Source organism: Pseudomonas sp. BYT-1 (genome assembly GCF_023611805.1).
GTDB lineage: Bacteria > Pseudomonadota > Gammaproteobacteria > Pseudomonadales > Pseudomonadaceae > Aquipseudomonas > Aquipseudomonas guariconensis.
The window spans coordinates 3720646-3743176 of record NZ_CP072559.1; the positions used below are offsets into that span (position 1 = coordinate 3720646).

The 22531-nt window shown below is 63.0% G+C and carries 19 protein-coding genes; 8 read left to right on the forward strand and 11 right to left on the reverse strand.

Going from position 1 to position 22531, the window contains the following annotated elements; genetic code table 11:
• Window positions 1–237: 237 nt before the first annotated feature.
• Genes J5X93_RS17320 through J5X93_RS17335 form a run of 4 tightly spaced genes read right to left on the reverse strand, consistent with a single transcriptional unit; the run spans window position 238 to window position 2845 of the window.
• Entirely contained in the window at window positions 238–1557 is a 1320-nt protein-coding gene (locus J5X93_RS17320) for a sensor histidine kinase (RefSeq protein ID WP_043213977.1), read from the reverse strand.
• Window positions 1554–2222 (reverse strand): response regulator transcription factor, encoded by a 669-nt coding sequence (locus tag J5X93_RS17325; RefSeq protein ID WP_070574033.1) that lies wholly within the window; start codon window positions 2220–2222, stop codon window positions 1554–1556. The genes J5X93_RS17320 and J5X93_RS17325 overlap by 4 nt, the downstream gene beginning before the upstream one ends.
• A complete protein-coding gene (locus J5X93_RS17330; RefSeq protein ID WP_090346855.1) occupies window positions 2223–2537 on the reverse strand; it encodes a PepSY domain-containing protein in 315 nt (104 codons plus the stop codon).
• A complete protein-coding gene (locus J5X93_RS17335; RefSeq protein ID WP_043213984.1) occupies window positions 2537–2845 on the reverse strand; it encodes a PepSY domain-containing protein in 309 nt (102 codons plus the stop codon). The genes J5X93_RS17330 and J5X93_RS17335 overlap by 1 nt, the downstream gene beginning before the upstream one ends.
• A gap of 228 nt (window positions 2846–3073) precedes the next feature.
• On the opposite strand from J5X93_RS17335, the gene J5X93_RS17340 reads away from it, so the two are divergent.
• Window positions 3074–4153: a hypothetical protein gene (locus tag J5X93_RS17340; RefSeq protein WP_043213988.1), complete on the forward strand. Its 1080-nt coding sequence runs from the start codon at window positions 3074–3076 to the stop codon at window positions 4151–4153.
• A 52-nt stretch (window positions 4154–4205) separates the two neighbouring features.
• Window positions 4206–4562, forward strand: a complete 357-nt coding sequence (gene queD, locus J5X93_RS17345; protein ID WP_043213989.1) for a 6-carboxytetrahydropterin synthase QueD — start codon at window positions 4206–4208, stop codon at window positions 4560–4562.
• A gap of 48 nt (window positions 4563–4610) precedes the next feature.
• Here the strand turns inward: queD and J5X93_RS17350 are convergent, their stop codons facing one another.
• Complete coding sequence (locus tag J5X93_RS17350) at window positions 4611–5078, reverse strand: DUF1289 domain-containing protein (RefSeq protein ID WP_070574025.1); 468 nt, start codon at window positions 5076–5078, stop codon at window positions 4611–4613.
• A 406-nt stretch (window positions 5079–5484) separates the two neighbouring features.
• Between J5X93_RS17350 and acnB the strand changes: the two genes are divergently transcribed.
• The gene (gene acnB, locus J5X93_RS17355) at window positions 5485–8094 is read left to right on the forward strand and encodes a bifunctional aconitate hydratase 2/2-methylisocitrate dehydratase (protein ID WP_043213992.1); all 2610 of its coding nucleotides are present in this window, start codon (window positions 5485–5487) and stop codon (window positions 8092–8094) included.
• A 157-nt stretch (window positions 8095–8251) separates the two neighbouring features.
• Here acnB and prpD read toward each other — a convergent pair whose 3' ends face one another.
• The 6 genes from prpD to J5X93_RS17385 all read right to left on the reverse strand — a co-directional run bounded on the left by prpD (window position 8252) and on the right by J5X93_RS17385 (window position 16728).
• Window positions 8252–9736: a 2-methylcitrate dehydratase gene (prpD, locus tag J5X93_RS17360; RefSeq protein ID WP_182942691.1), complete on the reverse strand. Its 1485-nt coding sequence runs from the start codon at window positions 9734–9736 to the stop codon at window positions 8252–8254.
• A gap of 68 nt (window positions 9737–9804) precedes the next feature.
• Complete coding sequence (prpF, locus tag J5X93_RS17365) at window positions 9805–10995, reverse strand: 2-methylaconitate cis-trans isomerase PrpF (protein ID WP_182942689.1); 1191 nt, start codon at window positions 10993–10995, stop codon at window positions 9805–9807.
• 130 nt (window positions 10996–11125) lie between these two features.
• Entirely contained in the window at window positions 11126–13714 is a 2589-nt protein-coding gene (acnD, locus tag J5X93_RS17370) for a Fe/S-dependent 2-methylisocitrate dehydratase AcnD (RefSeq protein ID WP_043213999.1), read from the reverse strand.
• 96 nt (window positions 13715–13810) lie between these two features.
• Window positions 13811–14938, reverse strand: a complete 1128-nt coding sequence (prpC, locus tag J5X93_RS17375) for a bifunctional 2-methylcitrate synthase/citrate synthase (protein ID WP_043214001.1) — start codon at window positions 14936–14938, stop codon at window positions 13811–13813.
• 186 nt (window positions 14939–15124) lie between these two features.
• Window positions 15125–16015 carry a methylisocitrate lyase gene (gene prpB, locus J5X93_RS17380; RefSeq protein WP_182942687.1) on the reverse strand — a complete coding sequence of 297 codons (891 nt, stop codon included), beginning with the start codon at window positions 16013–16015 and terminating at the stop codon, window positions 15125–15127.
• Entirely contained in the window at window positions 16012–16728 is a 717-nt protein-coding gene (locus tag J5X93_RS17385) for a GntR family transcriptional regulator (RefSeq protein ID WP_250033748.1), read from the reverse strand. The genes prpB and J5X93_RS17385 overlap by 4 nt, the downstream gene beginning before the upstream one ends.
• A gap of 295 nt (window positions 16729–17023) precedes the next feature.
• On the opposite strand from J5X93_RS17385, the gene rloA reads away from it, so the two are divergent.
• From rloA to J5X93_RS17410, 5 genes are all read left to right on the forward strand, one after another.
• A complete protein-coding gene (rloA, locus tag J5X93_RS17390; RefSeq protein ID WP_043214007.1) occupies window positions 17024–17560 on the forward strand; it encodes a retropepsin-like aspartic peptidase RloA in 537 nt (178 codons plus the stop codon).
• A gap of 5 nt (window positions 17561–17565) precedes the next feature.
• On the forward strand, window positions 17566–19098 hold the full coding sequence (rloB, locus tag J5X93_RS17395) for an osmotic stress tolerance membrane protein RloB (protein WP_043214010.1): 1533 nt from the start codon (window positions 17566–17568) through the stop codon (window positions 19096–19098).
• Complete coding sequence (locus J5X93_RS17400; protein ID WP_043214012.1) at window positions 19098–20078, forward strand: alpha-L-glutamate ligase-like protein; 981 nt, start codon at window positions 19098–19100, stop codon at window positions 20076–20078. Before rloB ends, J5X93_RS17400 begins: the two co-directional genes overlap by 1 nt.
• Window positions 20079–20270: 192 nt before the next feature.
• Entirely contained in the window at window positions 20271–21614 is a 1344-nt protein-coding gene (gene pabB / locus J5X93_RS17405; protein ID WP_090346859.1) for an aminodeoxychorismate synthase component I, read from the forward strand.
• Window positions 21615–21740: 126 nt separating this feature from the next.
• Entirely contained in the window at window positions 21741–22475 is a 735-nt protein-coding gene (locus J5X93_RS17410; RefSeq protein WP_043214017.1) for a phosphoadenylyl-sulfate reductase, read from the forward strand.
• Window positions 22476–22531: the final 56 nt, after the last annotated feature.

The window sequence follows — 22531 nt, forward strand, 5'->3', positions numbered from 1 at the left end:
TGGAAACACGAAGTTTCATGGCGGCGATTGTGCCGGGTGTGATAGCAAGCGGGCCAATTCAAAAAAGTGCCGCTGTACTGCAATTTTTTTGCAGTGCCAGGCGTTACGGTGGCCTCGTGGAAGTGGATTTACCGGCCAATACAGGGCTGACGGTGGTCCTCATGGGCGCTGGCGAAGCCTGCGATGGGCCGTGGCAGACCCCACAGTGAACCAATCGAGGTGCTGCCCGTGGCGCCTTCAACGCCCCTTGCGCGGCAGCGCGATACTCACCCGCAAACCGCCCAACGGGCTTTCCAGCAGCGCCAACGTCCCGCCCCAAGCCTCGACGATATCGCGCACGATGCCCAGGCCCAGGCCATGCCCATCGACCTGCTCATCCAAGCGCGAGCCCCGCTCCAGAACCTGCAGACGCGCGGCTTCGGGAATGCCAGGGCCGTCATCGTCGACCCACAGCTGATAACCCTCGACCGTCGGCGCGATACCCAGGCGCACCTCGCTGTCGGCCCATTTGCAGGCGTTGTCCAGCAGGTTGCCGAGCAGTTCCAGTAGATCCTCGCGGTCCCATGGCAACAACAGTCCCGGTGGCACGTCGCGTTCAAGCAGCAGCCCTTCGCCATGGATCATGCCCAGGGTGCCGAGCAAGCCCGGCAGCTCGGTGTCACAGTCAAACTGCGCACCGGGCAGCGCGTCGCCGGCCAGACGCGCACGGTTGAGTTCACGGGCCAGGCGTTGCTGGATCTGCTCGAGTTGCTCGCGCAGTTGCTCACGTACGTCCGGCAAGCCCTTCAGGCGTTCACTGGCCGCCAGGCTCAGCAGGACCGCCAGCGGCGTCTTCAGGGCATGGCCGAGATTACCCAAGGCGTTACGCGAGCGGCGCAGGCTGTCCTCGGTGTGCGCCAGCAGGTGGTTGATCTGGTCCACCAAAGGTTGCAGCTCACTGGGCACCTGGGCATCGAGCTGGGAGCGCTGGCCTTGCTGCAACTGAGCGATCTGCTGACGTGCCCGCTCCAGCGGGCGTAGCGAGCGGGTCACGGTCAGGCGCTGCAGCACCAGCACCAACACCAACGCCACCAGCCCCATGCCAAGACCGATCTGTTGCATGCGCCTGAAGCCCTCGCGCACCGGGGAGTAATCCTGGGCCACGCTGATCGAGATGTCCTGGCCCAGGCGTCGGTAGTCTGCACGCAGGGTCAACAATTGCTGGCCCTCCGGCCCTAGCTCAAGGCCATCCTCGAGCCCCGCAGCCGCAGGCTTGGGCATGTCCAAGTCCCATAGCGAGCGTGAGCGCCACGTGCCTTGGTCGAAGTCGATGCGAAAGTAATAGCCCGAAAAAGGGCGCTGATAGGCCGCCGATATGCGTCGCTCGTCCAGCTGCAGCCCTGACGGCCCGCGCACCAGGGCCACCAGCAGGTTTTCGCTCTCCTTGCGCAGGCCGGCCTCCAGGTAACGCTGCAAGCCGACCTCGAACAGCCACAGACTCAGCTGGGCCAGGACCAGGCCGACCACCACCAGCACGGCCACCAGACCCAGGCTCAAGCGTGCCTGGATCGACCTCACGCCGCGCTCCCGGCATACACGTAACCCTGGCCGCGGCGGGTCTCGATCACGCTGCGACCCAGCTTGCGACGCAGGTGGTTGACATGCACTTCCAGCACGTTGGAGTCGCGCTCGGTCTCGCCGTCATACAGGTGCTCGGCCAAGTGACTCTTGGACAACACCTGTTGCGGGTGCAGCATGAAGTAGCGCAACAAGCGAAACTCCGCAGCAGTCAGTTGAATGTCGACACCTTCGCGGATCACACATTGACGGCCTTCATCCAGGTGCAGGCCAGCGGCCTCCAGCGTCGGCTGATTGGCCAGCCCCCGGGCACGACGCAACAACGACTGGATACGCAGTTGCAGCTCCTCGGGGTGGAAAGGTTTGGTCAGATAGTCATCGGCGCCGGCCTTGAGCCCTTCGATACGTTCAGCCCAGGAGCCGCGCGCGGTGAGGATCAGCACCGGCGTGGCCAGGTTGGCGGTGCGCCACTGGCTCAGTACCTCGAGCCCCGGCAGGCCGGGCAGCCCCAGGTCAAGGATGATCAGATCGTAAGGTTCGCTCTGGCCCTGGTACACCGCGTCACGGCCATCGGCCAGCCAGTCCACGGCATACCCCTGGCGCTGCAAGCCGGCGATCAATTCGTCGGCCAGGGGGACATTGTCCTCGACAAGCAGCAGGCGCATTCAGTCGTCTTCCTCGTCTTTGAGCAGCTCACCGGTGCGGGCATCGAGCTTGATCTCCCGGACCACGCCGGCCGGGGTCAGCAACTCGACCTCGTAGGCGTATCGGTCATGTTTCTCTTCGAGCTCCGCCTCCAGCAAACGCGCCCCGGGATAACGTCCCAGGGCGGATTCGAGCAGGTGTTCCAATGGCAGGATGATGCCCTTCTGACGCAGTTCGAGGGCTTCATCCTGGTCCAGATCTCTAGCACCGGCCAGCGAACAGGCGGCCATCAGGGCCAGGGCCAGGTAGCGCGCCGTTCGCGGTAGATCACTCATCAGTTGTCTCGTTCGTCCTTGAGGACTTCACCGGTCTTGGCGTCCAGGTCCACGTCCCATTCGACGTTCTGGGTGTCGCGCAGCTCGACTTTGTAGATGTAGCGGCCGTACTCGTTCTCAAGCTCGGAGTCGGTCACGGTGGCACCCGGGTGCTTGGCTACGGCGGCAGCCTTGAGCTCGTCCAGGGACTTGATGGTCTTGGCATTGACCAACTTCACCACTTCATCGGGCTGAACGTCCTTGGCGAAGGCAGCATTGGCACCGAAAGCGAGGGCGGCGGCAGTGAACAGGGCAGTCAAAGTTTTCATGGGTTCTCTCTCCATCGAGATCAGCAAGTTGTCTACGGGGTTAAGATTACCCCGCGGTCCTTAATCCAACCTGAAAACAGCTGGCCGCATGATAGCGCAGCTTTGTCTCCCATTTCGCGGGTAAACCCGCTCCCGCAGACCACACCTGTGGGCGCGTGCTTGCCTGCGAAAAGGCCGATACAGACAATCCCCTTTATAATCACCCGCTTGTTGCCTGCGAGATCTGTCATGAGCGCCATCCACATCAAGTACCCCGCCCTGACCTTCAAGGCAGGCCAACGCGCCTTGCGCCAGATCCGCGAGCGCGGCCTGCGGGCAGCCGATGTGGGCGTATTGCCAGGCGCCGCTGGTGGCCCCAAGCCACTGGGCATCCAAGGGCTGGACCTGGCGCTGTTTGGTGAGTGGCTGCCCTCGGCCCCGCGCCAACGCGCACTGATCGGTGCCTCGATCGGTGCCTGGCGCTTCGCCAGTGCTTGCCTGAGCGACCCCGTCGATGGCCTGCGCCGCCTGGGTGAGTTGTACACCGAGCAAAATTTTGCCAAAGGCGTGACGCCGACCGAAGTCAGCCAAAGCTGCACGCGCATGCTCGATGAACTGCTGCAAGGCCGCGATGGGCAGATACTCGCCAACCCGCATTACCGCCTGAACATCATGGTGGTCAAAAGCCACGGCCTGCTCGCCGACGACCATCGCGCTCGCCTGGGCATGGGGTTGTCCTCGGTGATCGCCAACAACCTGCTGGGCCGCTCGCGCCTGGCGCGGCACTTCGAGCGGGTCATCCTGCACGACGGGCGTGCCGCGCCGCCGCTGGACGCCCTGACCGATTTCCCGTCGCGCTGCCTGCCACTGGACCTGGCCAACTTGCGCCAAGCCCTGCTCGCCTCAGGTTCGATCCCCATGGTGATGGAAGGCGTACGTGACATTCCCGGCGCAGGCGCCGGCACCTACCGCGACGGCGGCCTGCTCGACTATCACCTGGACCTGCCCTACCAGGGCGACGACCTTGTGCTCTACCCGCACTTCACCGACAAAGTGGTGCCCGGCTGGTTCGATAAAGCCTTGCCTTGGCGCCGCGGCGATGCCACGCGTCTGCAGAACGTGCTGCTGATGACGCCATCGCCCCAGTACCTGGCCGCTCTGCCCTACGGCAAGCTGCCAGACCGCAACGACTTCAAACGCTTCATGGACGATGCACCTGCGCGAAAGCGTTACTGGTACAAGGCCATTGCCGAGAGCCGGCGCCTGGGCGACGAACTGCTGGAGCTGATCACCACCGGGCGGCTGCATGAACAGCTGCAAGCCTTGTAACGGGCATGCTGATAAACTGCATGCCAGCATTGTTTTCAAGAGTCTCTAAAGCGTGGAAATCTTCAAAGAATTTACTTTCGAATCGGCCCACCGCCTGCCCAACGTTCCCGCCGGGCATAAGTGCGGTCGCCTGCACGGCCATTCGTTCAAGGTCGGCCTGCACCTGACCGGGCCGCTCGACCCTCACACCGGCTGGATTCGCGACTTCGCCGAGATCAAGGCGATCTTCAAGCCGATCTACGAACAGTTGGATCACAACTACCTGAACGACATTCCGGGCCTGGAGAACCCCACCAGCGAAGTGATCGCCAAGTGGATCTGGGACCAGGTCAAGCCCCTGCTGCCGGAGCTGTCGAAGGTCCGCATCCATGAAACCTGCACCAGCGGCTGCGAATACAGCGGCGACTGAGTTCGCTGGACGGGCGCCTGCGCGGCGCCCCTGCTCGCGGTCGGCGGGCTAACCCAGCGCCTGCTTGAGAAAGGACGGCGCGATGTAGCGTTGGTAGTGCGCTTCGGAAAGCAGGAAAAACTCCCGGTCAATGGCATCGCGCAACTGCGGCAGCTCCCAGTCGCGAAACTCTGGCAGCAAGGCCATGCCGTAGGCTTCCAGGTCCCGGATCATGCGCGCGCCGCGGGCGATCAACTGATAGGCCCAGCAATACTCGGACTGGTGCGCCAGAAAACGAATCGAACGTTGCTCCAGTTGCTGGCGCAGGCGTTGTTTGTCGAACACTTCCAGCTTGGCCATCATCACCTGCACCAGCAATTGCTCCAGGCGCTGCCAGACGGCACGTTTTTCGTCCTCGTCGTAGCTGTTCCAGTGGATCACTTCATGATGAAAGCGCTTGCAACCCCGGCATACCAGGTCGCCATAGACCGTGGAACAGAGCCCTACGCAAGGGGTTTTGATGGAGTGGTTGGACATGTACAGACAACAGCCTGGCGGTGGAACACCCGTCAATGTTAGCCCTTTGTCTAAGCAGGGTCACTCGTTAAAGTCGTATGCGCCGCCTTACGTTCGCCCTTTTTTTCCCGTAGAATCACACCGCCTTTTCAAGGCACCAATGTCCGTTGGAAGCTGTTTTCAAAGCGTCACGAGCACAGTTCATCCGGTAGAACGGCGTTGGCCGGGGCATGCCACCGTGCATGGCCCGCGCCAGCCCTCATCAGCTCACCGTTCTACAGGCGTAAAACTTTGAAAGCAGCTTCTGTAAGGATTCTCTGCGACCCTGGCTGGGCGGCCCACAAAGCCGTCATTGCGCATGGGTGCAAAGAATGCTGGATGAGCGTCCCGGACTCCCCTTTAGGGACCACTGATGAGGGTAATAACTGTGCTTGAAGCCTACCGCAAACACATCGAAGAGCGTGCCGCCCTGGGCATCGTGCCCCAGCCGCTTAACGCCGAACAAACTGCAGGCCTGGTCGAGCTGCTGAAAAACCCGCCGGCCGGCGAAGAAGCCTTCCTCGTAGACCTGATCACCCACCGCGTTCCCCCAGGAGTCGACGAAGCCGCCTACGTCAAGGCCGCTTTCCTCTCCGCCATCGCCAAGGGCGAAGCCAAATCCCCGCTGATCGACCGCAAGCATGCCACCGAGCTGCTGGGCACCATGCAGGGCGGCTACAACATCGAGACGCTGGTCGCGCTGCTGGATGACGCCGAACTGGGCGCCGTCGCGGCCGAACAGCTCAAGCACACCCTGCTGATGTTCGATGCCTTCCACGATGTGGCTGAAAAAGCCAAGGCCGGCAACGCTCACGCTAAAGCCGTCCTGGAATCCTGGGCTGCCGGCGAATGGTTCACCGCCCGCCCGGCCATCGCCGACAAGTACACCCTGACCGTGTTCAAGGTGCCTGGCGAAACCAACACCGACGACCTGTCCCCTGCCCCGGACGCCTGGTCGCGCCCTGACATCCCACTGCACGCCCTGGCCATGCTGAAGATGGCCCGTGACGGCATCGAGCCGCAGCAGCCTGGCTCGGTCGGCCCACTGGCCCAGATCGAAGCGGTCAAGGCCAAGGGCTTCCCGGTCGCCTATGTCGGTGACGTGGTCGGTACCGGTTCCTCGCGTAAATCGGCCACCAACTCGGTGCTGTGGTTCTTCGGCGACGACATCCCGTACGTGCCGAACAAGCGCGCCGGCGGCTTCTGCTTCGGCACCAAGATCGCCCCGATCTTCTACAACACCATGGAAGACGCCGGCGCCCTGCCGATCGAATTCGACTGCACCAACCTGGCCATGGGCGACGTTATCGACGTCTATCCATTCAAAGGTGAAGTACGCCGCCATGGCAGCGACGAGCTGGTCACCACCTTCGAGCTGAAAACCGAAGTCCTGCTGGATGAAGTCCGCGCTGGCGGCCGTATCCCGCTGATCGTCGGCCGTGGCCTGACCGAGAAAGCCCGTGCCGAACTGGGCCTGGGCGCTTCGGATCTGTTCAAGAAGCCAGAGCAGCCTGCCGACACCGGCAAGGGCTTCACTCTGGCGCAGAAGATGGTCGGCCGCGCTTGCGGTCTGCCAGAAGGCCAGGGCGTGCGTCCAGGTGCCTACTGCGAGCCGAAGATGACCACCGTCGGTTCCCAGGACACCACCGGCCCGATGACCCGCGACGAGCTCAAAGACCTCGCCTGCCTGGGCTTCTCCGCCGATCTGGTCATGCAGTCGTTCTGCCACACCGCGGCCTATCCGAAGCCGATCGACGTCAACACCCACCACACCCTGCCGGATTTCATCCGTACCCGTGGCGGCGTGTCCCTGCGTCCAGGCGACGGCATCATCCACAGCTGGCTGAACCGCATGCTGCTGCCTGACACCGTCGGCACCGGTGGCGACTCGCACACCCGCTTCCCGATCGGCATTTCCTTCCCGGCCGGTTCCGGCCTGGTCGCCTTCGCCGCTGCCACCGGCGTCATGCCGCTGGACATGCCAGAGTCGGTACTGGTTCGCTTCAAGGGCAAGCTGCAGCCTGGCATCACCCTGCGTGACCTGGTCCACGCCATCCCTTACTACGCCATCCAGCAGGGCCTGCTGACTGTCGAGAAGAAGGGCAAGAAGAACATCTTCTCCGGTCGCATCCTGGAGATCGAAGGCCTCAATGAGCTGACCGTCGAACAAGCCTTCGAGCTGTCCGACGCCTCGGCCGAGCGTTCCGCCGCCGGTTGCACCATCAAGCTGCCGGAAGAGTCGATCGCCGAGTACCTGAAGTCCAACATCACCCTGCTGCGCTGGATGATCAGCGAAGGCTACGGTGATGCCCGTACCCTGGAGCGCCGCGCCCAGGCGATGGAAGCCTGGCTGGCCAAGCCTCAGCTGCTGTCCGCCGATGCCGACGCCGAGTACGCTGCGGTCATCGAGATCGACCTGGCCGACGTCAAGGAGCCTGTGCTCTGCGCGCCGAACGACCCGGACGACGCCCGTCTGCTGTCGACCGTCGCCGGCGACAAGATCGACGAAGTGTTCATCGGTTCGTGCATGACCAACATCGGTCACTTCCGCGCTGCAGGCAAGCTGCTGGACAAGGTCAAGGGTGGCATTCCAACCCGTCTGTGGCTGGCCCCGCCAACCAAGATGGACGCCCACCAGCTGACCGAGGAAGGCTACTACGGCATCTACGGCAAAGCCGGTGCGCGCATGGAAATGCCAGGCTGCTCGCTGTGCATGGGTAACCAGGCACGTGTACAGACCGGTTCGACCGTGGTCTCCACCTCGACCCGTAACTTCCCGAACCGTCTGGGCGACGCCACCAACGTCTACCTGGCTTCGGCCGAGCTGGCCGCAGTTGCCTCGATCCTCGGCAAGCTGCCGACCGTCGAAGAGTACCTGCAGTACGCCAAGGACATCGACAGCATGGCTGCCGACGTCTACCGCTACCTGAGCTTCGACCAAATCGCCGAGTTCCGCGAAGCGGCGGCCAACGCCAAGATCCCAGTGGTCCAGGCATAATGAGCGGCAAGCTGTAAGCTACAAGCTGTAATAAGAAGCCCCGGCAGAGATGCCGGGGCTTTTTTGTGGGCCTTGCATTGACTGCCCTGGACGCCTGGCAGGCACAAGCAGATGGAACAACGTGCGGGTTTACCCGCGAGAGGCTGGCAAGGCGCGCTCACATCACAAAGAGATCGACAAACCGCTGCACCGCTGTGCCTTCCAGCCTCGCCTGATCCTTGCACAAGGCAAAGATCTCATCACAACGCTGATGCACGAACCGCGTCGCCAGGTTCTCCCTGAACTTGGCCTCCAACAGCGGTATGCCCTCCCCGCGCCGCCGCCGATGGCCGATCGGGTACTCCACCACCACCTGGGCGGTATGGGTCCCGTCCTTGAAAAACACCTGCAGCCCATTGGCAATGGAGCGCTTGTCCGCCTCCAGGTATTCCCGGCTGAAGCGCGGCTCCTCGACCACTTCCATCTTCTCGCGCAAGCGATCGATGCTGGGGTGGGCAGCATGGAATGCGTCCTCGTAGTGCTCAGCTACCAGGTTGCCGAAGATCAGCGGTACTGCAGTCATGTATTGCAGGCAGTGGTCACGATCGGCCGCATTGGCCAAGGGGCCGACCTTGGAGATGATGCGGATCGCCGACTCGTTGGTGGTGATGACGATGCGATCGACTTCGTGCAGGCGATTGCGCACCTGCGGGTGCAGCGTCACGGCAGCCTCACAGGCCGTCTGCGCGTGGAATTCGGCCGGGAAGCTGATCTTGAACAGCACGTTCTCCATGACATAAGTGCCGAACGCTTGAGGGAGACGCAACGTGCGCTGGTCGACGGGCTTGAGCGCCAAGTCCTTGTTGGTATGGCTGAACGAGACATCGTAAAAGCCCCACTGCGACGCCGTGAGTACGCCCGGTACGCCCATCTCGCCACGCATGGCGATATCGGCCAGGCGCACTCCCCGACTGGACGCATCGCCCGCCGCCCACGACTTGCGCGAGCCGGCATTGGGCGCATGACGGTACGTCCGCAGCGCCTGGCCATCGACGAAGGCATGGGACAAGGCCGAGAGCAATTGCGCCCGATTGGCGCCCATCAGTTTGGCGCACACTGCCGTGGAGGCAACCTTGACCAGTACCACGTGATCGAGGCCGACGCGATTGAAGGCGTTTTCCAAGGCCAGCCCCCCCTGGATCTCGTGTGCCATGACCATGGCTTCGAGCACCGTTCGCATGGTCAGCGGCGATTCACCGTTGGCCACGCGTTTTTGCGAAAGGTGGTCGGCAACCGCAAGGATGCCGCCCAGGTTATCGGAGGGATGGGCCCATTCGGCGGCCAGCCAGGTGTCGTTGTAATCCAGCCAACGCACGGTACAGCCGATGTCCCAGGCAGCCTTGACCGGGTCCAGCCGGTAGGCCGTACCGGGCACCCTTGCGCCATGAGGGACCACGGTGCCCTCCACCAGCGGGCCGAGGTGCTTGGTGCATTCAGGAAAGCGCAGCGCCAGCAAGCCACAGCCCAGGGTGTCCATCAGACAGTTGCGGGCGGTATCCAGGGCTTCGACCGACTCGACCTGGTAGTCGAGTACGTAGTCGGCGATGGTCTGCAGGACCCGGTCGTAGTCCGGGCGGTCGTTGAGGTCTACGTTGGCGCTCATTGTCTGCTCCCTTGAATAGGGGCCGCAGCGCAGCCCCTTCTCAACGCAAGCCGAGCGCCAACGACGTGCTAGAAGCTATCGCCAGGCACGCGCACCCAGCCTTCCATCAACACGCGAGCACTGCGGCTCATGATCGCTTTGGTCACGGTCCATTCACCGTCCACCTTGCGCGCCTCGGCCCCAACCCGCAAGGTGCCAGAGGGATGACCGAACCGCACAGCGCTGCGCTCGCCGCCGCCAGCGGCGAGATTGACCAGCGTGCCCGGAATCGCCGCGGCAGTGCCAATCGCCACCGCTGCAGTCCCCATCATGGCGTGGTGCAGCTTGCCCATCGACAGCGCGCGCACCAGCAGGTCGACATCGCCCGCCTCGACAGGCTTGCCGCTGGACGCGGTGTACGACACCGGCGGCGCGACGAAGGCGACCTTCGGCGTGTGCTGGCGCCCCACCGCCTGGTCGACATGCTCGATCAGCCCCATGCGCACTGCGCCATAGGCGCGGAGTGTCTCGAAGCGCATCAGCGCGGCAGAATCGCCGTTGATGGCATCCTGCAGCTCGGTGCCGGTGTAACCGATATCGGCAGCATTGACGAAGATGGTCGGGATACCGGCATTGATCAAGGTCGCCTTTAAGGTCCCGACACCCGGTACCTCCAGATCATCGACCAGATTGCCGGTGGGGAACATCGAACCACCGCCGCCCTCCTCGTCGGCAGCCGGATCGAGGAACTCCAGCTGCACCTCGGCGGCCGGGAAGGTCACGCCGTCGAGCTCGAAATCACCAGTCTCCTGCACCTCGCCGTCAGTGATCGGCACATGGGCGATGATGCTCTTGCCGATGTTGGCCTGCCAGATGCGCACGGTGGCGATGCCGTTGCGCGGAATGCGCGCCGTATCCACCAGGCCTGCGCTGATGGCGAAGGAACCGACAGCGGCCGACAGGTTGCCGCAATTGCCGCTCCAGTCGACGAACGCCTTGTCGATGGAGACCTGGCCGAACAGGTAGTCGACGTCATGCTCAGGGCGAGTGCTGCGCGCGAGGATGACCGTCTTGCTGGTGCTGGAAGTGGCGCCGCCCATGCCGTCGATCTGCTTGCCGTAGGGGTCGGGGCTACCGATCACCCGCAGCAGCAGCGCGTCGCGCGCCGGGCCCGGTTGCTGGGCGCGCTCGGGCAGGTCTTGAAGACGGAAGAACACGCCTTTGCTGGTGCCGCCACGGATGTACGTTGCGGGAATCTTGACTTGCGGTACATGTGCCATGTTCGAATTCCTGTTTGCACGCCCCTGTGAGAGCACGTTTACTCGCCAAAGCGTGAGCACGGGCAACAGTGTTGCCTGATCGAACGCTTCGCGGGCAAACCCGCTCCCACAAGGACCGTGCTGCTCCTGTTTAAGCGGTCGCTTCCAGGAAGTCCTGGGCAAAGCGCTGCAGCACACCACCCGCCTCGTAGATCGACACTTCCTCGGCGGTATCCAGACGGCAGGTCACCGGCACCTCGAGGCGCTCGCCGTTACGACGGGTCACCACCAGGGTCAGGGTCGCACGCGGGGTACGTGCGCCAAGCACGTCATAGGTCTCGCTGCCATCCAGGTCCAGGGTCTTGCGGTTGGTGCCCGGCAGGAACTCCAGCGGCAACACGCCCATACCCACCAGGTTGGTGCGGTGGATGCGCTCGAAGCCTTCGGCGACGATCGCCTCGACCCCGGCCAGCCGCACGCCCTTGGCCGCCCAGTCACGGGATGAGCCCTGGCCGTAGTCGGCGCCGGCAACGATGATCAACGGCTGCTTGCGCTCCATGTAGGTCTCGATGGCTTCCCACATGCGGGTCACCTTGCCTTCCGGCTCGATGCGCGCCAGCGAACCCTGTTTCACGCTGCCGTCTTCCTTGCGCACCATCTCGTTGAACAGCTTGGGGTTGGCGAAGGTGGCGCGCTGGGCGGTCAGGTGATCACCGCGGTGGGTGGCGTAGGAGTTGAAGTCCTCTTCCGGCAGGCCCATTTTCGCCAGGTACTCACCCGCAGCGCTGTCGAGCATGATGGCGTTGGACGGCGACAGGTGGTCGGTGGTGATGTTGTCCGGCAGCAGCGCCAGCGGGCGCATGCCACGCAGCGTACGCTCGCCAGCCAGGGCACCTTCCCAGTACGGCGGGCGACGGATGTAGGTGCTCATTGGACGCCAGTCGTACAGCGGCGCAACCTTCGGCCCGGTGTCCTGCTCGATGGCGAACATCGGGATGTACACCTTGCGGAACTGCTCCGGCTTGACCGCTGCCTGGACCACGGCGTCGATTTCCGCATCGCTCGGCCAGATATCCTTCAGACGGATTTCCTTGCCATCGACCACACCCAGCACATCCTTCTCGATGTCGAAGCGGATGGTGCCGGCGATGGCGTAGGCCACGACCAGGGGCGGCGAAGCCAGGAACGCCTGCTTGGCATACGGGTGGATGCGCCCATCGAAGTTGCGGTTGCCGGACAGCACGGCGGTGGCATACAGGTCTCGGTCGATGATTTCCTGCTGGATCTTTGGGTCCAGCGCACCGGACATGCCGTTGCAGGTAGTGCAGGCGAAGGCGACGATGCCAAAGCCCAGTTGCTCCAGCTCCTTCTCCAGCCCGGCTTCTTCCAGGTACAGCTGCACGGCCTTGGAGCCTGGCGCCAAGGAGGACTTGACCCACGGCTTGCGGGTCAGGCCCAGCTTGTTGGCATTGCGCGCCAGCAGGCCTGCAGCGATCACATTGCGCGGGTTGCTGGTGTTGGTGCAGCTGGTGATGGCAGCGATGATCACCGCACCGTCTGGCATCTGCCCGGGGACTTGCTCCCAGGCACCGGCGATCCCCTTGGCGGCCAGGTCGCTGGTCGCGACGCGGGCGTGGGGGTTGGACGGGCCAGCCATGTTGCGCACCACGCTCGAGAGATCAAAGCTCAGGACACGCTCGTATTCGGCCTTGGCCAGGCTGTCGGCCCACAGGCCGGCGGTCTTGGCATAGGTTTCCACCAGCCTGACCTGTTGCTCTTCACGGCCGGTCAGCTTGAGGTAATCGATGGTCTGTTGGTCGATGGCGAACATCGCCGCCGTCGCGCCGTACTCCGGCGCCATGTTGGAAATGGTGGCGCGATCCCCCAGGGTCAGGGCGCGGGCACCTTCACCATGGAACTCCAGGTAGGCACCGACCACCTTCTGCTTGCGCAGGAATTCGGTCAGCGCCAGGACCAGGTCGGTGGCGGTGATGTTCGGTTGCAGCTTGCCGGTCAGTTCGACGCCGACGATTTCCGGCAGGCGCATCCAGGAGGCGCGGCCGAGCATGACGTTCTCGGCTTCCAGGCCACCGACGCCGATGGCGATCACGCCCAGCGCATCGACGTGCGGAGTATGGCTGTCGGTGCCGACACAGGTGTCCGGGTAGGCCACGCCATGATCGTTGTGGATGACCGGGGACATCTTCTCCAGGTTGATCTGGTGCATGATGCCGTTGCCCGGCTGGATCACATCGACGTTCTTGAACGCCTTCTTGGTCCAGTTGATGAAGTGGAAACGGTCTTCGTTGCGGCGATCTTCGATGGCGCGGTTCTTTTCGAACGCCTGCGGGTCGAAACCACCGCATTCCACCGCAAGGGAGTGATCGACGATCAATTGCACCGGCACCACCGGGTTGACCTGGGCCGGGTCACCGCCTTTTTCGGCGATGGCATCACGCAGGCCCGCCAGGTCGACCAGGGCGGTCTGTCCGAGAATGTCGTGGCAGACCACGCGCGCCGGGAACCATGGGAAGTCCAGATCGCGCTTGCGCTCGATCAACTGCTCCAGGGAAGCGTTGAGGGTAGCCGGATCGCAACGGCGCACCAGGTTCTCGGCGAGCACGCGGGAAGTGTACGGCAGGCCATCGTAGGCGCCGGGCTTGATCGCCTCGACGGCCGCGCGGGCGTCGAAGTAGTCCAGGTCGGTGCCTGGTAGGTTCTTGCGAAATGCGGTGTTCATATCGTTATCAGGCTCGGTCACGGTTTACCTAAGCGGGCACCACCCCTGCAGGAGCGGGCTTGCTCCTCTCCTGCAGGGAACGCGGAGCGCTCTGTTTCAACGCTGCTCGATGGGCACGAACTTGCGTTGCTCGACGCCAACGTACTCGGCACTCGGACGGATGATGCGGTTGTTGGCGCGCTGTTCGAAGACGTGCGCAGCCCAGCCGGTCAGGCGCGAGCAGACGAAGATCGGAGTGAACAGCTTGGTCGGGATGCCCATGAAGTGGTACGCCGAGGCATGGTAGAAGTCGGCGTTGGGGAACAGGCGCTTCTGCTCCCACATGGTCTTGTCGATCGCTTCGGAGACCGGGTACAGCACGGTATCACCCACTTCATCGGCCAACTGCTTCGACCAGCCCTTGATGACCTCGTTGCGCGGATCGGACTCTTTGTAGATCGCATGGCCAAAGCCCATGATCTTGTCCTTGCGCTCAAGCATGCGCAGCAGCTCGGCAACGGCCTCCTGCGGGCTCTGGAAGCGCTCGATCAGCTCCATGGCCGCTTCGTTCGCGCCGCCGTGCAGCGGGCCGCGCAGCGAACCGATGGCTGCAGTGATGCACGAATACAGGTCCGACAGGGTCGAGGCGCAGACACGGGCGGTGAAGGTCGAGGCGTTGAACTCGTGCTCGGCGTAGAGAATGAGCGAGACATTCATCACCTTGACGTGCAGCTCGCTCGGCTTCTTGCCATGCAGCAGGTGCAGGAAGTGGCCGCCCAGGGTGTCTTCGTCGCTGGTGCAATCGATGCGTACGCCATGGTGGGTGAAGCGGTACCAGTAGCACATGATCGCCGGGAAGACGGCCAGCAGGCGGTCGGTCTTCTCGCGCTGGGCCTCGAAGGTCAGTTCAGGCTCCAAGGTGCCCAGTACCGAGCAGCCGGTGCGCATCACGTCCATCGGGTGGGCGTCGCGGGGGATGCGTTCGAGCACTTCCTTGAGGGCCTGGGGCAGCTCGCGCAGGCCTTTGAGCTTGCGTTTGTAATCAGCCAGCTCTGCCTTGGTCGGCAGCTCGCCGTACAGCAGCAGGTAGGCGACTTCTTCGAATTCGGCACCGGCCGCCAGATCGCGGACATCGTAGCCACGGTAGGTCAGGCCGGCACCGGCCTGGCCAACGGTCGACAGCGCGGTCTGGCCGGCCACCTGGCCACGCAGGCCTGCGCCACTGAGTACTTTTGCTTCGGCCATGGTGTGTTCTCCTTTCTTGAATTTGTTATCGAAATCTTGCTGGCTAATTCGGTTGCCTGTGCCGGCCTCATTCGTGGGGTGAAACCCACTCCTGCAGGTCCGGCGCATCATCGAGCATCTGCGAAAACCCTGTGGGAGCGGTCTTACCTGCGAACCGGCCGCTCACTCCTGCACAGCCTCGAACCTTCAGCCTTTCTTCTGGGCGAACAGCGCATCGAGGCTTTGCTCGAAGGCGTGATAGCCGATGGCATCGTAGAGCTCCATGCGCGTTTGCATGGTGTCGACAACGTTCTTCTGGGTACCGTCGCGGCGCAGTGCGGTATAGACGTTCTCGGCTGCCTTGTTCATGGCCCGGAAGGCCGACAGCGGGTACAGCACCAGCGAGACATCGACCGAGGCCAGCTCTTCGGTGGTGTACAGCGGCGTGGCGCCAAATTCGGTGATGTTGGCCAGGATCGGCGCCTTCACGCGGTCAGCGAAGGTCTTGTACATCGAAAGCTCGGTGATCGCCTCGGGGAAGACCATGTCGGCACCGGCCTCGATGCAGGCGGCGGCGCGGTCCAGGGCGGCGTTCAGGCCTTCGACGGCCAGAGCGTCGGTACGAGCCATGATCACGAAGCTGTCATCGGTGCGGGCATCCACCGCGGCCTTGATGCGGTCGACCATTTCCTGCTGGGTGACGATTTCCTTGTTCGGGCGGTGGCCGCAGCGCTTGGCACCGACCTGGTCCTCGATATGAATGGCCGCCGCGCCGAACTTGATCATCGAGCGCACGGTACGGGCCACGTTGAAAGCCGATGCACCGAAACCGGTGTCGACATCCACCAGCAACGGCAGGTCGCACACATCGGTGATCCGGCGCACGTCGGTCAGCACATCATCCAGGCCGCTGATGCCCAGGTCAGGCAGGCCCAGGGAGCCCGCCGCGACACCGCCGCCGGAGAGGTAGATGGCCTTGAAGCCGGCACGCTTGGCCAGCAGGGCATGATTGGCATTGATGGTCCCGACCACCTGCAACGGATGTTCGGCGGCAACCGCGTCACGGAAACGCTGGCCGGGCGTGCTCTTCAAAGTCATGACTCACCTCGTGGGCTATTGTTGTCGGCGCCTTGGTAGTGACGCTCGATGTTGCGCTTGGATGCGCCGATGTGGCGACGCATCAGGAGTTCGGCCAGCTCGCCGTCACGGTCGGCAATGGCATCGAGAATGCGATGGTGTTCGGCGAACGCCTGGCATGGACGATTGGGCGTGGCGGAAAACTGGATGCGGTACATGCGCACCAGCTGGTACAGCTCGCCGCAGAGCATCTTGACCAGGGTCTGGTTGCCGCTGCCCTGGATGATCCGGTAGTGGAAGTCGAAATCGCCTTCCTGCTGGTAGTAGCCGACGCCGGCCTGGAACGCCGCGTCGCGCTCGTGGGTGTCCAGTACCCGGCGCAACTCATCGATCTCGGCTAGGCTCATACGCTCGGCAGCCAAACGACAAGCCATGCCTTCAAGCGATTCACGGATTTCGTACAGCTCGATGAGTTCGGCGTGATTGAGCGACACCACCCGGGCGCCGACATGCGGAACCCGAACCAGCAAGCGCTGGCCTTCCAGACGGTGAATGGCCTCGCGCAACGGGCCACGGCTTATCCCATAGGTGCGAGCCAGTTCCGGTTCGGAGATCTTGCTGCCCGGGGCGATCTCGCCTTTGACGATGGCCGCCTGGATACGCCGGAAGACGTTCTCCGAGAGCGTTTCCGACTCATCCGACGCAGACAGGAGCGCTTGGCTTGCATCCAACATATTGTCGACACCTTGCGTTTCAATAGCGCCAAAGCTAGCTAAACGGAGCAATGGAGTCAAAGACAAAATCAATATTGTCGACAATCGTCTAAGAACGAACTTACCCGATACACCTGCTGTCAGATCGCGGCGCGCTGGCGTCCAACTGTCGGCGTGATAGAATGCCGCGCCTCCCAAGGGAGTATGGATAGTGTGTCTGCCAACCTTTTCAGCGTGTTGACAGATGAACGAGGAAGCTTGCGCAGTACTTGCCAGTCGCCTTGCCCCGAACCCGCACAGCACCGCGCCAGGATTTATGAGACTTACACCCGCTTCATTGCTGTTCTGCCTCGCCCTGCTGCCGGCCCTTGGCCAGGCGGGAGAAAAGACCGTGTACGGCCTGAATGAATATGCGCGCCTTTCCGATCTTGATCTGGAGGTGGCGGCCAAACTCGACACTGGCGCCAAGACCGCGTCCCTGAGTGCCCGAGACATCAAGCGCTTCAAGCGCAACGGCGAAAGCTGGGTACGTTTCTACCTGGCCATCGATGCTGCCCATTCGCATCCGATCGAGCGTCCCTTGGCCCGCGTCAGCAAGATCAAGCGCCGGGCAGGCGACTACAACCCCGACGAAGGCAAGGCCTACACCGCCCGCCCGGTCATCGAACTGGATATTTGCATGGGTCAGGCCAGGCGCACCATCGAGGTCAACCTCACCGACCGCAGTGCCTTCCAGTTCCCGTTGCTCATTGGTTCCGAGGCGCTCAAGCACTTTGACGCGCTGGTCGACCCAAGCCTTAAATACGCGGCCGGCAAACCTGCCTGCGCCACCAAAGCTCCCACCGCAGAGTAATTCCGATGCGCTCTCTTACCCTTCACCTGAAAGTCCTGATCACCGTCCTGGTGCTCCTGGGCGTGCTGGTCACGGCCTATCAGATCTTCATCCTTGGCATCCCGGTGACCGAGGATGAAACCGACGATTTGTGGAACATCGACGCCAAGGTCGAGTTCGTCGCCAACTCGAAGGACCCGGTCAAGGTGCAGATGTTCGTGCCCCCCCTGAACCGTGACTATGTCAGCCTCAACGAGAGCTTCATCTCCAACAACTATGGGGTGAGCGTCAACCGCGCCGACGGCAACCGCAAGGTAACCTGGTCGGCCCGCCGAGCCAGCGGCAACCAGACCCTTTACTACCGCCTGGTGCTGACCAAGCGCTACAGCAACGAGAAGACCACGGTCAAAGGCCCGACCTTCCGCGACAGCCTGGCGGTCGAAGGCCCTGAGAAGATCGCCGCTGAAGCGCTGATGGCACCGATCCGCCAGCATTCGGCCGATGTCGAGACCTTCGTCAGCGAGACCATCAAGCGGGTCAACAACCTCAACGACGACAACGTCAAGCTGCTGCTGGCCGGCGATACCTCGTCGATGAAGAAAGCCCAGGTCATCGACCTGCTGCTGTCCATCGCCCACGTGCCGATGGAGAAAGTCCACACCATCCGCCTGGTTGCCGACACCCCGCAAACACCCGAACTGTGGCTGCGCAGCTTCAACGGCAACGACTGGCTGTACTTCAATCCCGATACCGGCGAACAGGGTCTGCCCAGCGATCGCCTGCTGTGGTGGACCGGTGATGACAACCTGATCACCGTCGATGGCGGCAAGAAAGCCAACGTCACCTTCAGCATGAACAACAGCGAGATGAACGCCATCCGCCTGGCCAAGCTGACCGACGAGAACACCGACGCCGACTTCCTGGAATACTCCTTGTACGGCCTGCCCCTGCAGACCCAGCAGACCTTCATGATCATGGTGATGATCCCGATCGGCGTGCTGGTGATCCTGGTGCTGCGCAACCTGATCGGCATCCAGACCCTCGGCACCTTCACCCCGGTCCTGATCGCCCTGGCCTTCCGCGAAACCCAGCTGGGCTTTGGCATCATGCTGTTCACGGTGATCACCGCCCTGGGTCTGTCGCTGCGCTCGTACCTTGAACACCTGAAGCTGCAGATGCTCCCGCGCCTGTCGGTGGTGCTGACCTTCGTCGTGGTCCTGATCGCCGCCATCAGCCTGTTCAGTCACAAGCTGGGTCTGGAACGCGGCCTCTCGGTGGCCCTGTTCCCAATGGTGATCCTGACCATGACCATCGAACGCCTGTCGATCACCTGGGAAGAGCGTGGCGGCGGCCATGCCATGAAGGTGGCCATCGGCACCCTGTTCGCTGCTTCGCTGGCGCATCTGCTGATGATGGTGCCGGAGCTGGTGTACTTCGTCTTCACCTTCCCGGCCGTACTGCTGATCCTGGTGGGCTTCATGCTGGCGATGGGTCGCTACCGCGGCTACCGCCTGACCGAGCTCGTTCGCTTCAAGGCTTTCGTGAAGGCTGACGCCTGATGTTCGGACTGATCAAGACCTGGAAAGCCCTGGAGGCCCGGGGCATCATGGGTATCAACCGGCGCAACGCGGACTACGTCCTGAAGTACAACAAGCGCCACCTGTACCCGATCGTCGACGACAAGATCATCACCAAGGAGCGTGCGATCAAGGCCGGCATCCATGTGCCGGAGATGTACGGCATCATCGAGACCGAAAAGCAGATCGAGAAACTCGACCAGATCATCGGCAACCGCAACGATTTCGTCATCAAACCGGCCCAGGGGGCTGGTGGTGACGGCATCATGGTGATCGCCGACCGCTTCGAGGACCGTTACCGCACGGTGTCGGGCAAGATCATCAGCCACGAGGAGATCGAGCATCAGATCTCCAGCATCCTCACCGGGCTCTATTCGCTCGGAGGGCACCGCGACCGCGCGCTGATCGAGTATCGAGTCACCCCGGACCAGATCTTCAAGAGCATCAGCTATGAAGGGGTGCCGGACATTCGCATCATCGTACTGATGGGCTACCCGGTGATGGCCATGCTGCGCCTGCCCACCCGCCAGTCCGGCGGCAAGGCCAACCTGCACCAGGGTGCGATCGGCGTGGGCGTGGACCTGGCCACCGGCCTGACCCTGCGTGGCACTTGGCTGAACAAGATCATCAGCAAGCACCCGGACACCACCAACGCGGTGGATGGTGTGCAGTTGCCGAACTGGGATGGCTTCATGAAGCTGGCAGCCAGCTGCTACGAACTGTGCGGCCTGGGCTACATCGGGGTCGACATGGTCCTGGACCAGGACAAAGGCCCGCTGATTCTCGAGCTCAACGCCCGCCCGGGTCTGAATATCCAGATCGCCAACGACTGCGGCCTGACCCAGCGCACCCACGCCATCGAGGCGCACCTGGAAGCGCTGGCCAAAGACGGCGTGAAGGAAACCGCCGAGCAACGCGTACGCGTGTCCCAAGGCCTCTTCGGGCACGTTCACCCGCAATAAACCCAGGGCTGCCTTGCAGCCCATCGTAGGCTTCGCCGGCCCCCACAGTGCAAGCGCTTTTACTGTGGGAGCCGGCTCAGTCGCGAACGAGCCTAGCCTCGCCATCTGCCATCTTCTCCGCCCGACAGCTTTGCGCTTCTCCCACAGGCGAATACAATCCCCCTCCTCGCTTTGTCATCGCCGTCCACTCTGATGCCAACCTGTACGCTCCACCCCCTGCCCTATCAGATCGACCCCGCTGTCCATTTCGCCCGCCTGCGTCAGGCGCCGGGCGCGATCCTGCTCGACAGTGCCCGCCCCGGCGCCGAGCGTGGTCGCTTCGACCTGCTCAGCGCCTGGCCGTTGCAGCACTTGCAAGCCGAGGCGGGAGAAGATGGCCGAGCCTATCTGCAACGCCTTCGCGATGCTCTTGCTCATCTGGGTCACGCGACGTTGCCCGACGGCATCGAACTGCCGTTCGCCGGCGGCCTGATCGGCTACCTGAGCTACGATTTCGGTCGACGCCTGGAGCACTTACCCAGCCAGGCTAAGGATGACCTTGGCCTGCCGGACGCGCAGCTGGGCCTGTATGCCTGGGCCATGGTCAGTGATCATTTGCGCTGCACGACACACTTGGTGTTCCACCCTAGCCTCGAGGCCGGCGAACGCGCCCGCCTGATCGAGCTGTTCGAAACGCCTGAGGCCGATGAGGCAAGCGATTTCACTTTGCTCGCGCCGATGCGCGGTGACCTGCATCCTACGCAATACCGAGACGCGTTCGATCAGGTACAGGCGTACATTCAGGCAGGCGACTGCTACCAGATCAACCTGACTCAGCGTTTCCGCGCCCCCTGCCAAGGCGACCCGTGGCGGGCGTATCAGGCGCTGCGCAAGGCCTGCCCGACGCCGTTCTCCGGCTATCAGCAGCTGGCCGACGGCAGCGCCTTGCTGAGCTTCTCGCCGGAGCGCTTCATCCAGGTAAGCCAGGGCCAGGTTGAAACCCGGCCGATCAAAGGCACCCGCCCTCGCTCCGCCGATCCGCAGCAGGACGCACGCAACGCCGCCGAGCTGCAGAACAGCCCCAAGGATCGCTCGGAAAACCTGATGATCGTCGACCTGCTGCGCAACGACCTGGGGCGCACCTGCCAGATCGGCTCGGTCAAGGTGCCTGAGCTGTTCAGCCTGGAAAGCTACCCCAACGTCCACCACCTGGTCAGTAGCATCACCGGGCGCCTGGCCGCCGGCAAGGATGCCCTGGACCTGATCGGCGACAGCTTCCCCGGTGGCTCGATCACCGGCGCCCCGAAAATCCGCGCCATGCAGATCATCGACGAGCTCGAGCCGACGCGCCGCGCGCTGTACTGCGGCTCGCTGCTGTACGTGGACGTACGGGGCGAGATGGACAGTTCCATCGCCATTCGCAGCCTGTTGGTCAAGAAAGGTCAGGTCTGCTGCTGGGGCGGTGGCGCAGTGGTGGCCGACTCCGAATGGCAGGCCGAGTACGAAGAGTCCATCGCCAAGGTGCGGGTATTGATGGAAACCCTGCAAAGCTTGTGACCGTTGGCGCCTCTTCACGGGCCGAACCGCGAAGAGGCGCCTCAAGGCAAACGTCTACCTGCCATTTTTTGTTACCATCGGCTCACTACGAGCGCACAGCGCCACACACACGATGGAAACCGCCTGATGAGCCAACCCTTCGACGTCGCCGCCCTGGCCGCGACCTATGCCAGCAAGTCCCCCCAGGAGATCCTCAAGCTTGCCTTCGAGCACTTCGGCGATGACCTGTGGATTTCCTTCAGCGGCGCCGAGGATGTGGTGCTGGTCGACATGGCCTGGAAGCTGAACAAGCAGGTCAAGGTGTTCAGTCTCGACACTGGTCGCCTGCACCCGGAGACCTACCGCTTCATCGACCAGGTCCGCGAGCAGTACAACCTGCCGATCGAGATCCTCAGCCCCGACCGCGCCCTGCTCGACCCTTTCGTGAAGGAAAAAGGCCTGTTCAGCTTCTACAAGGACGGCCATGGCGAATGCTGCGGCATCCGTAAGATCGAGCCGCTGCGCCGCAAGCTGGCCACCGTGAGCGCGTGGGCAACCGGCCAGCGCCGCGATCAAAGTCCCGGCACTCGCAGCCAGGTGGCAGCACTGGAAATCGACACAGCGTTTTCCACACCCGAGCGCACCCTTTACAAGTTCAACCCCCTGGCGCAGATGACCAGCGAGGAAGTCTGGGGCTATATCCGCATGCTCGAGCTGCCCTACAACAGCCTGCATGAGCGCGGCTTCATCAGCATCGGCTGCGAGCCGTGCACACGCCCTGTGCTGCCCAACCAGCACGAACGTGAAGGTCGCTGGTGGTGGGAAGAGTCGACCCAGAAGGAATGCGGCCTGCACGCCGGCAACCTGATCACCAAGGCCTGACCCTACAAGCTCCAAGCTACAAGCCACAAGAAAAAAGCGGCCCTCATGAGGACCGT

Excerpts from the sequence above, each read along its gene's own strand:
- J5X93_RS17325 (WP_070574033.1), bottom strand. The coding sequence starts at position 2,222 with ATGCGCCTGCTGCTTGTCGAGGACAATGTCCCCCTGGCCGACGAATTG.
- J5X93_RS17330 (WP_090346855.1), bottom strand. The coding sequence starts at position 2,537 with ATGAGTGATCTACCGCGAACGGCGCGCTACCTGGCCCTGGCCCTGATG.
- J5X93_RS17335 (WP_043213984.1), bottom strand. The coding sequence starts at position 2,845 with ATGAAAACTTTGACTGCCCTGTTCACTGCCGCCGCCCTCGCTTTCGGT.
- J5X93_RS17340 (WP_043213988.1), top strand. The coding sequence starts at position 3,074 with ATGAGCGCCATCCACATCAAGTACCCCGCCCTGACCTTCAAGGCAGGC.
- J5X93_RS17350 (WP_070574025.1), bottom strand. The coding sequence starts at position 5,078 with ATGTCCAACCACTCCATCAAAACCCCTTGCGTAGGGCTCTGTTCCACG.
- prpD (WP_182942691.1), bottom strand. The coding sequence starts at position 9,736 with ATGAGCGCCAACGTAGACCTCAACGACCGCCCGGACTACGACCGGGTC.
- prpF (WP_182942689.1), bottom strand. The coding sequence starts at position 10,995 with ATGGCACATGTACCGCAAGTCAAGATTCCCGCAACGTACATCCGTGGC.
- acnD (WP_043213999.1), bottom strand. The coding sequence starts at position 13,714 with ATGAACACCGCATTTCGCAAGAACCTACCAGGCACCGACCTGGACTAC.
- prpC (WP_043214001.1), bottom strand. The coding sequence starts at position 14,938 with ATGGCCGAAGCAAAAGTACTCAGTGGCGCAGGCCTGCGTGGCCAGGTG.
- prpB (WP_182942687.1), bottom strand. The coding sequence starts at position 16,015 with ATGACTTTGAAGAGCACGCCCGGCCAGCGTTTCCGTGACGCGGTTGCC.
- J5X93_RS17385 (WP_250033748.1), bottom strand. The coding sequence starts at position 16,728 with ATGTTGGATGCAAGCCAAGCGCTCCTGTCTGCGTCGGATGAGTCGGAA.
- rloA (WP_043214007.1), top strand. The coding sequence starts at position 17,024 with ATGAGACTTACACCCGCTTCATTGCTGTTCTGCCTCGCCCTGCTGCCG.
- rloB (WP_043214010.1), top strand. The coding sequence starts at position 17,566 with ATGCGCTCTCTTACCCTTCACCTGAAAGTCCTGATCACCGTCCTGGTG.
- J5X93_RS17400 (WP_043214012.1), top strand. The coding sequence starts at position 19,098 with ATGTTCGGACTGATCAAGACCTGGAAAGCCCTGGAGGCCCGGGGCATC.
- pabB (WP_090346859.1), top strand. The coding sequence starts at position 20,271 with ATGCCAACCTGTACGCTCCACCCCCTGCCCTATCAGATCGACCCCGCT.
- J5X93_RS17410 (WP_043214017.1), top strand. The coding sequence starts at position 21,741 with ATGAGCCAACCCTTCGACGTCGCCGCCCTGGCCGCGACCTATGCCAGC.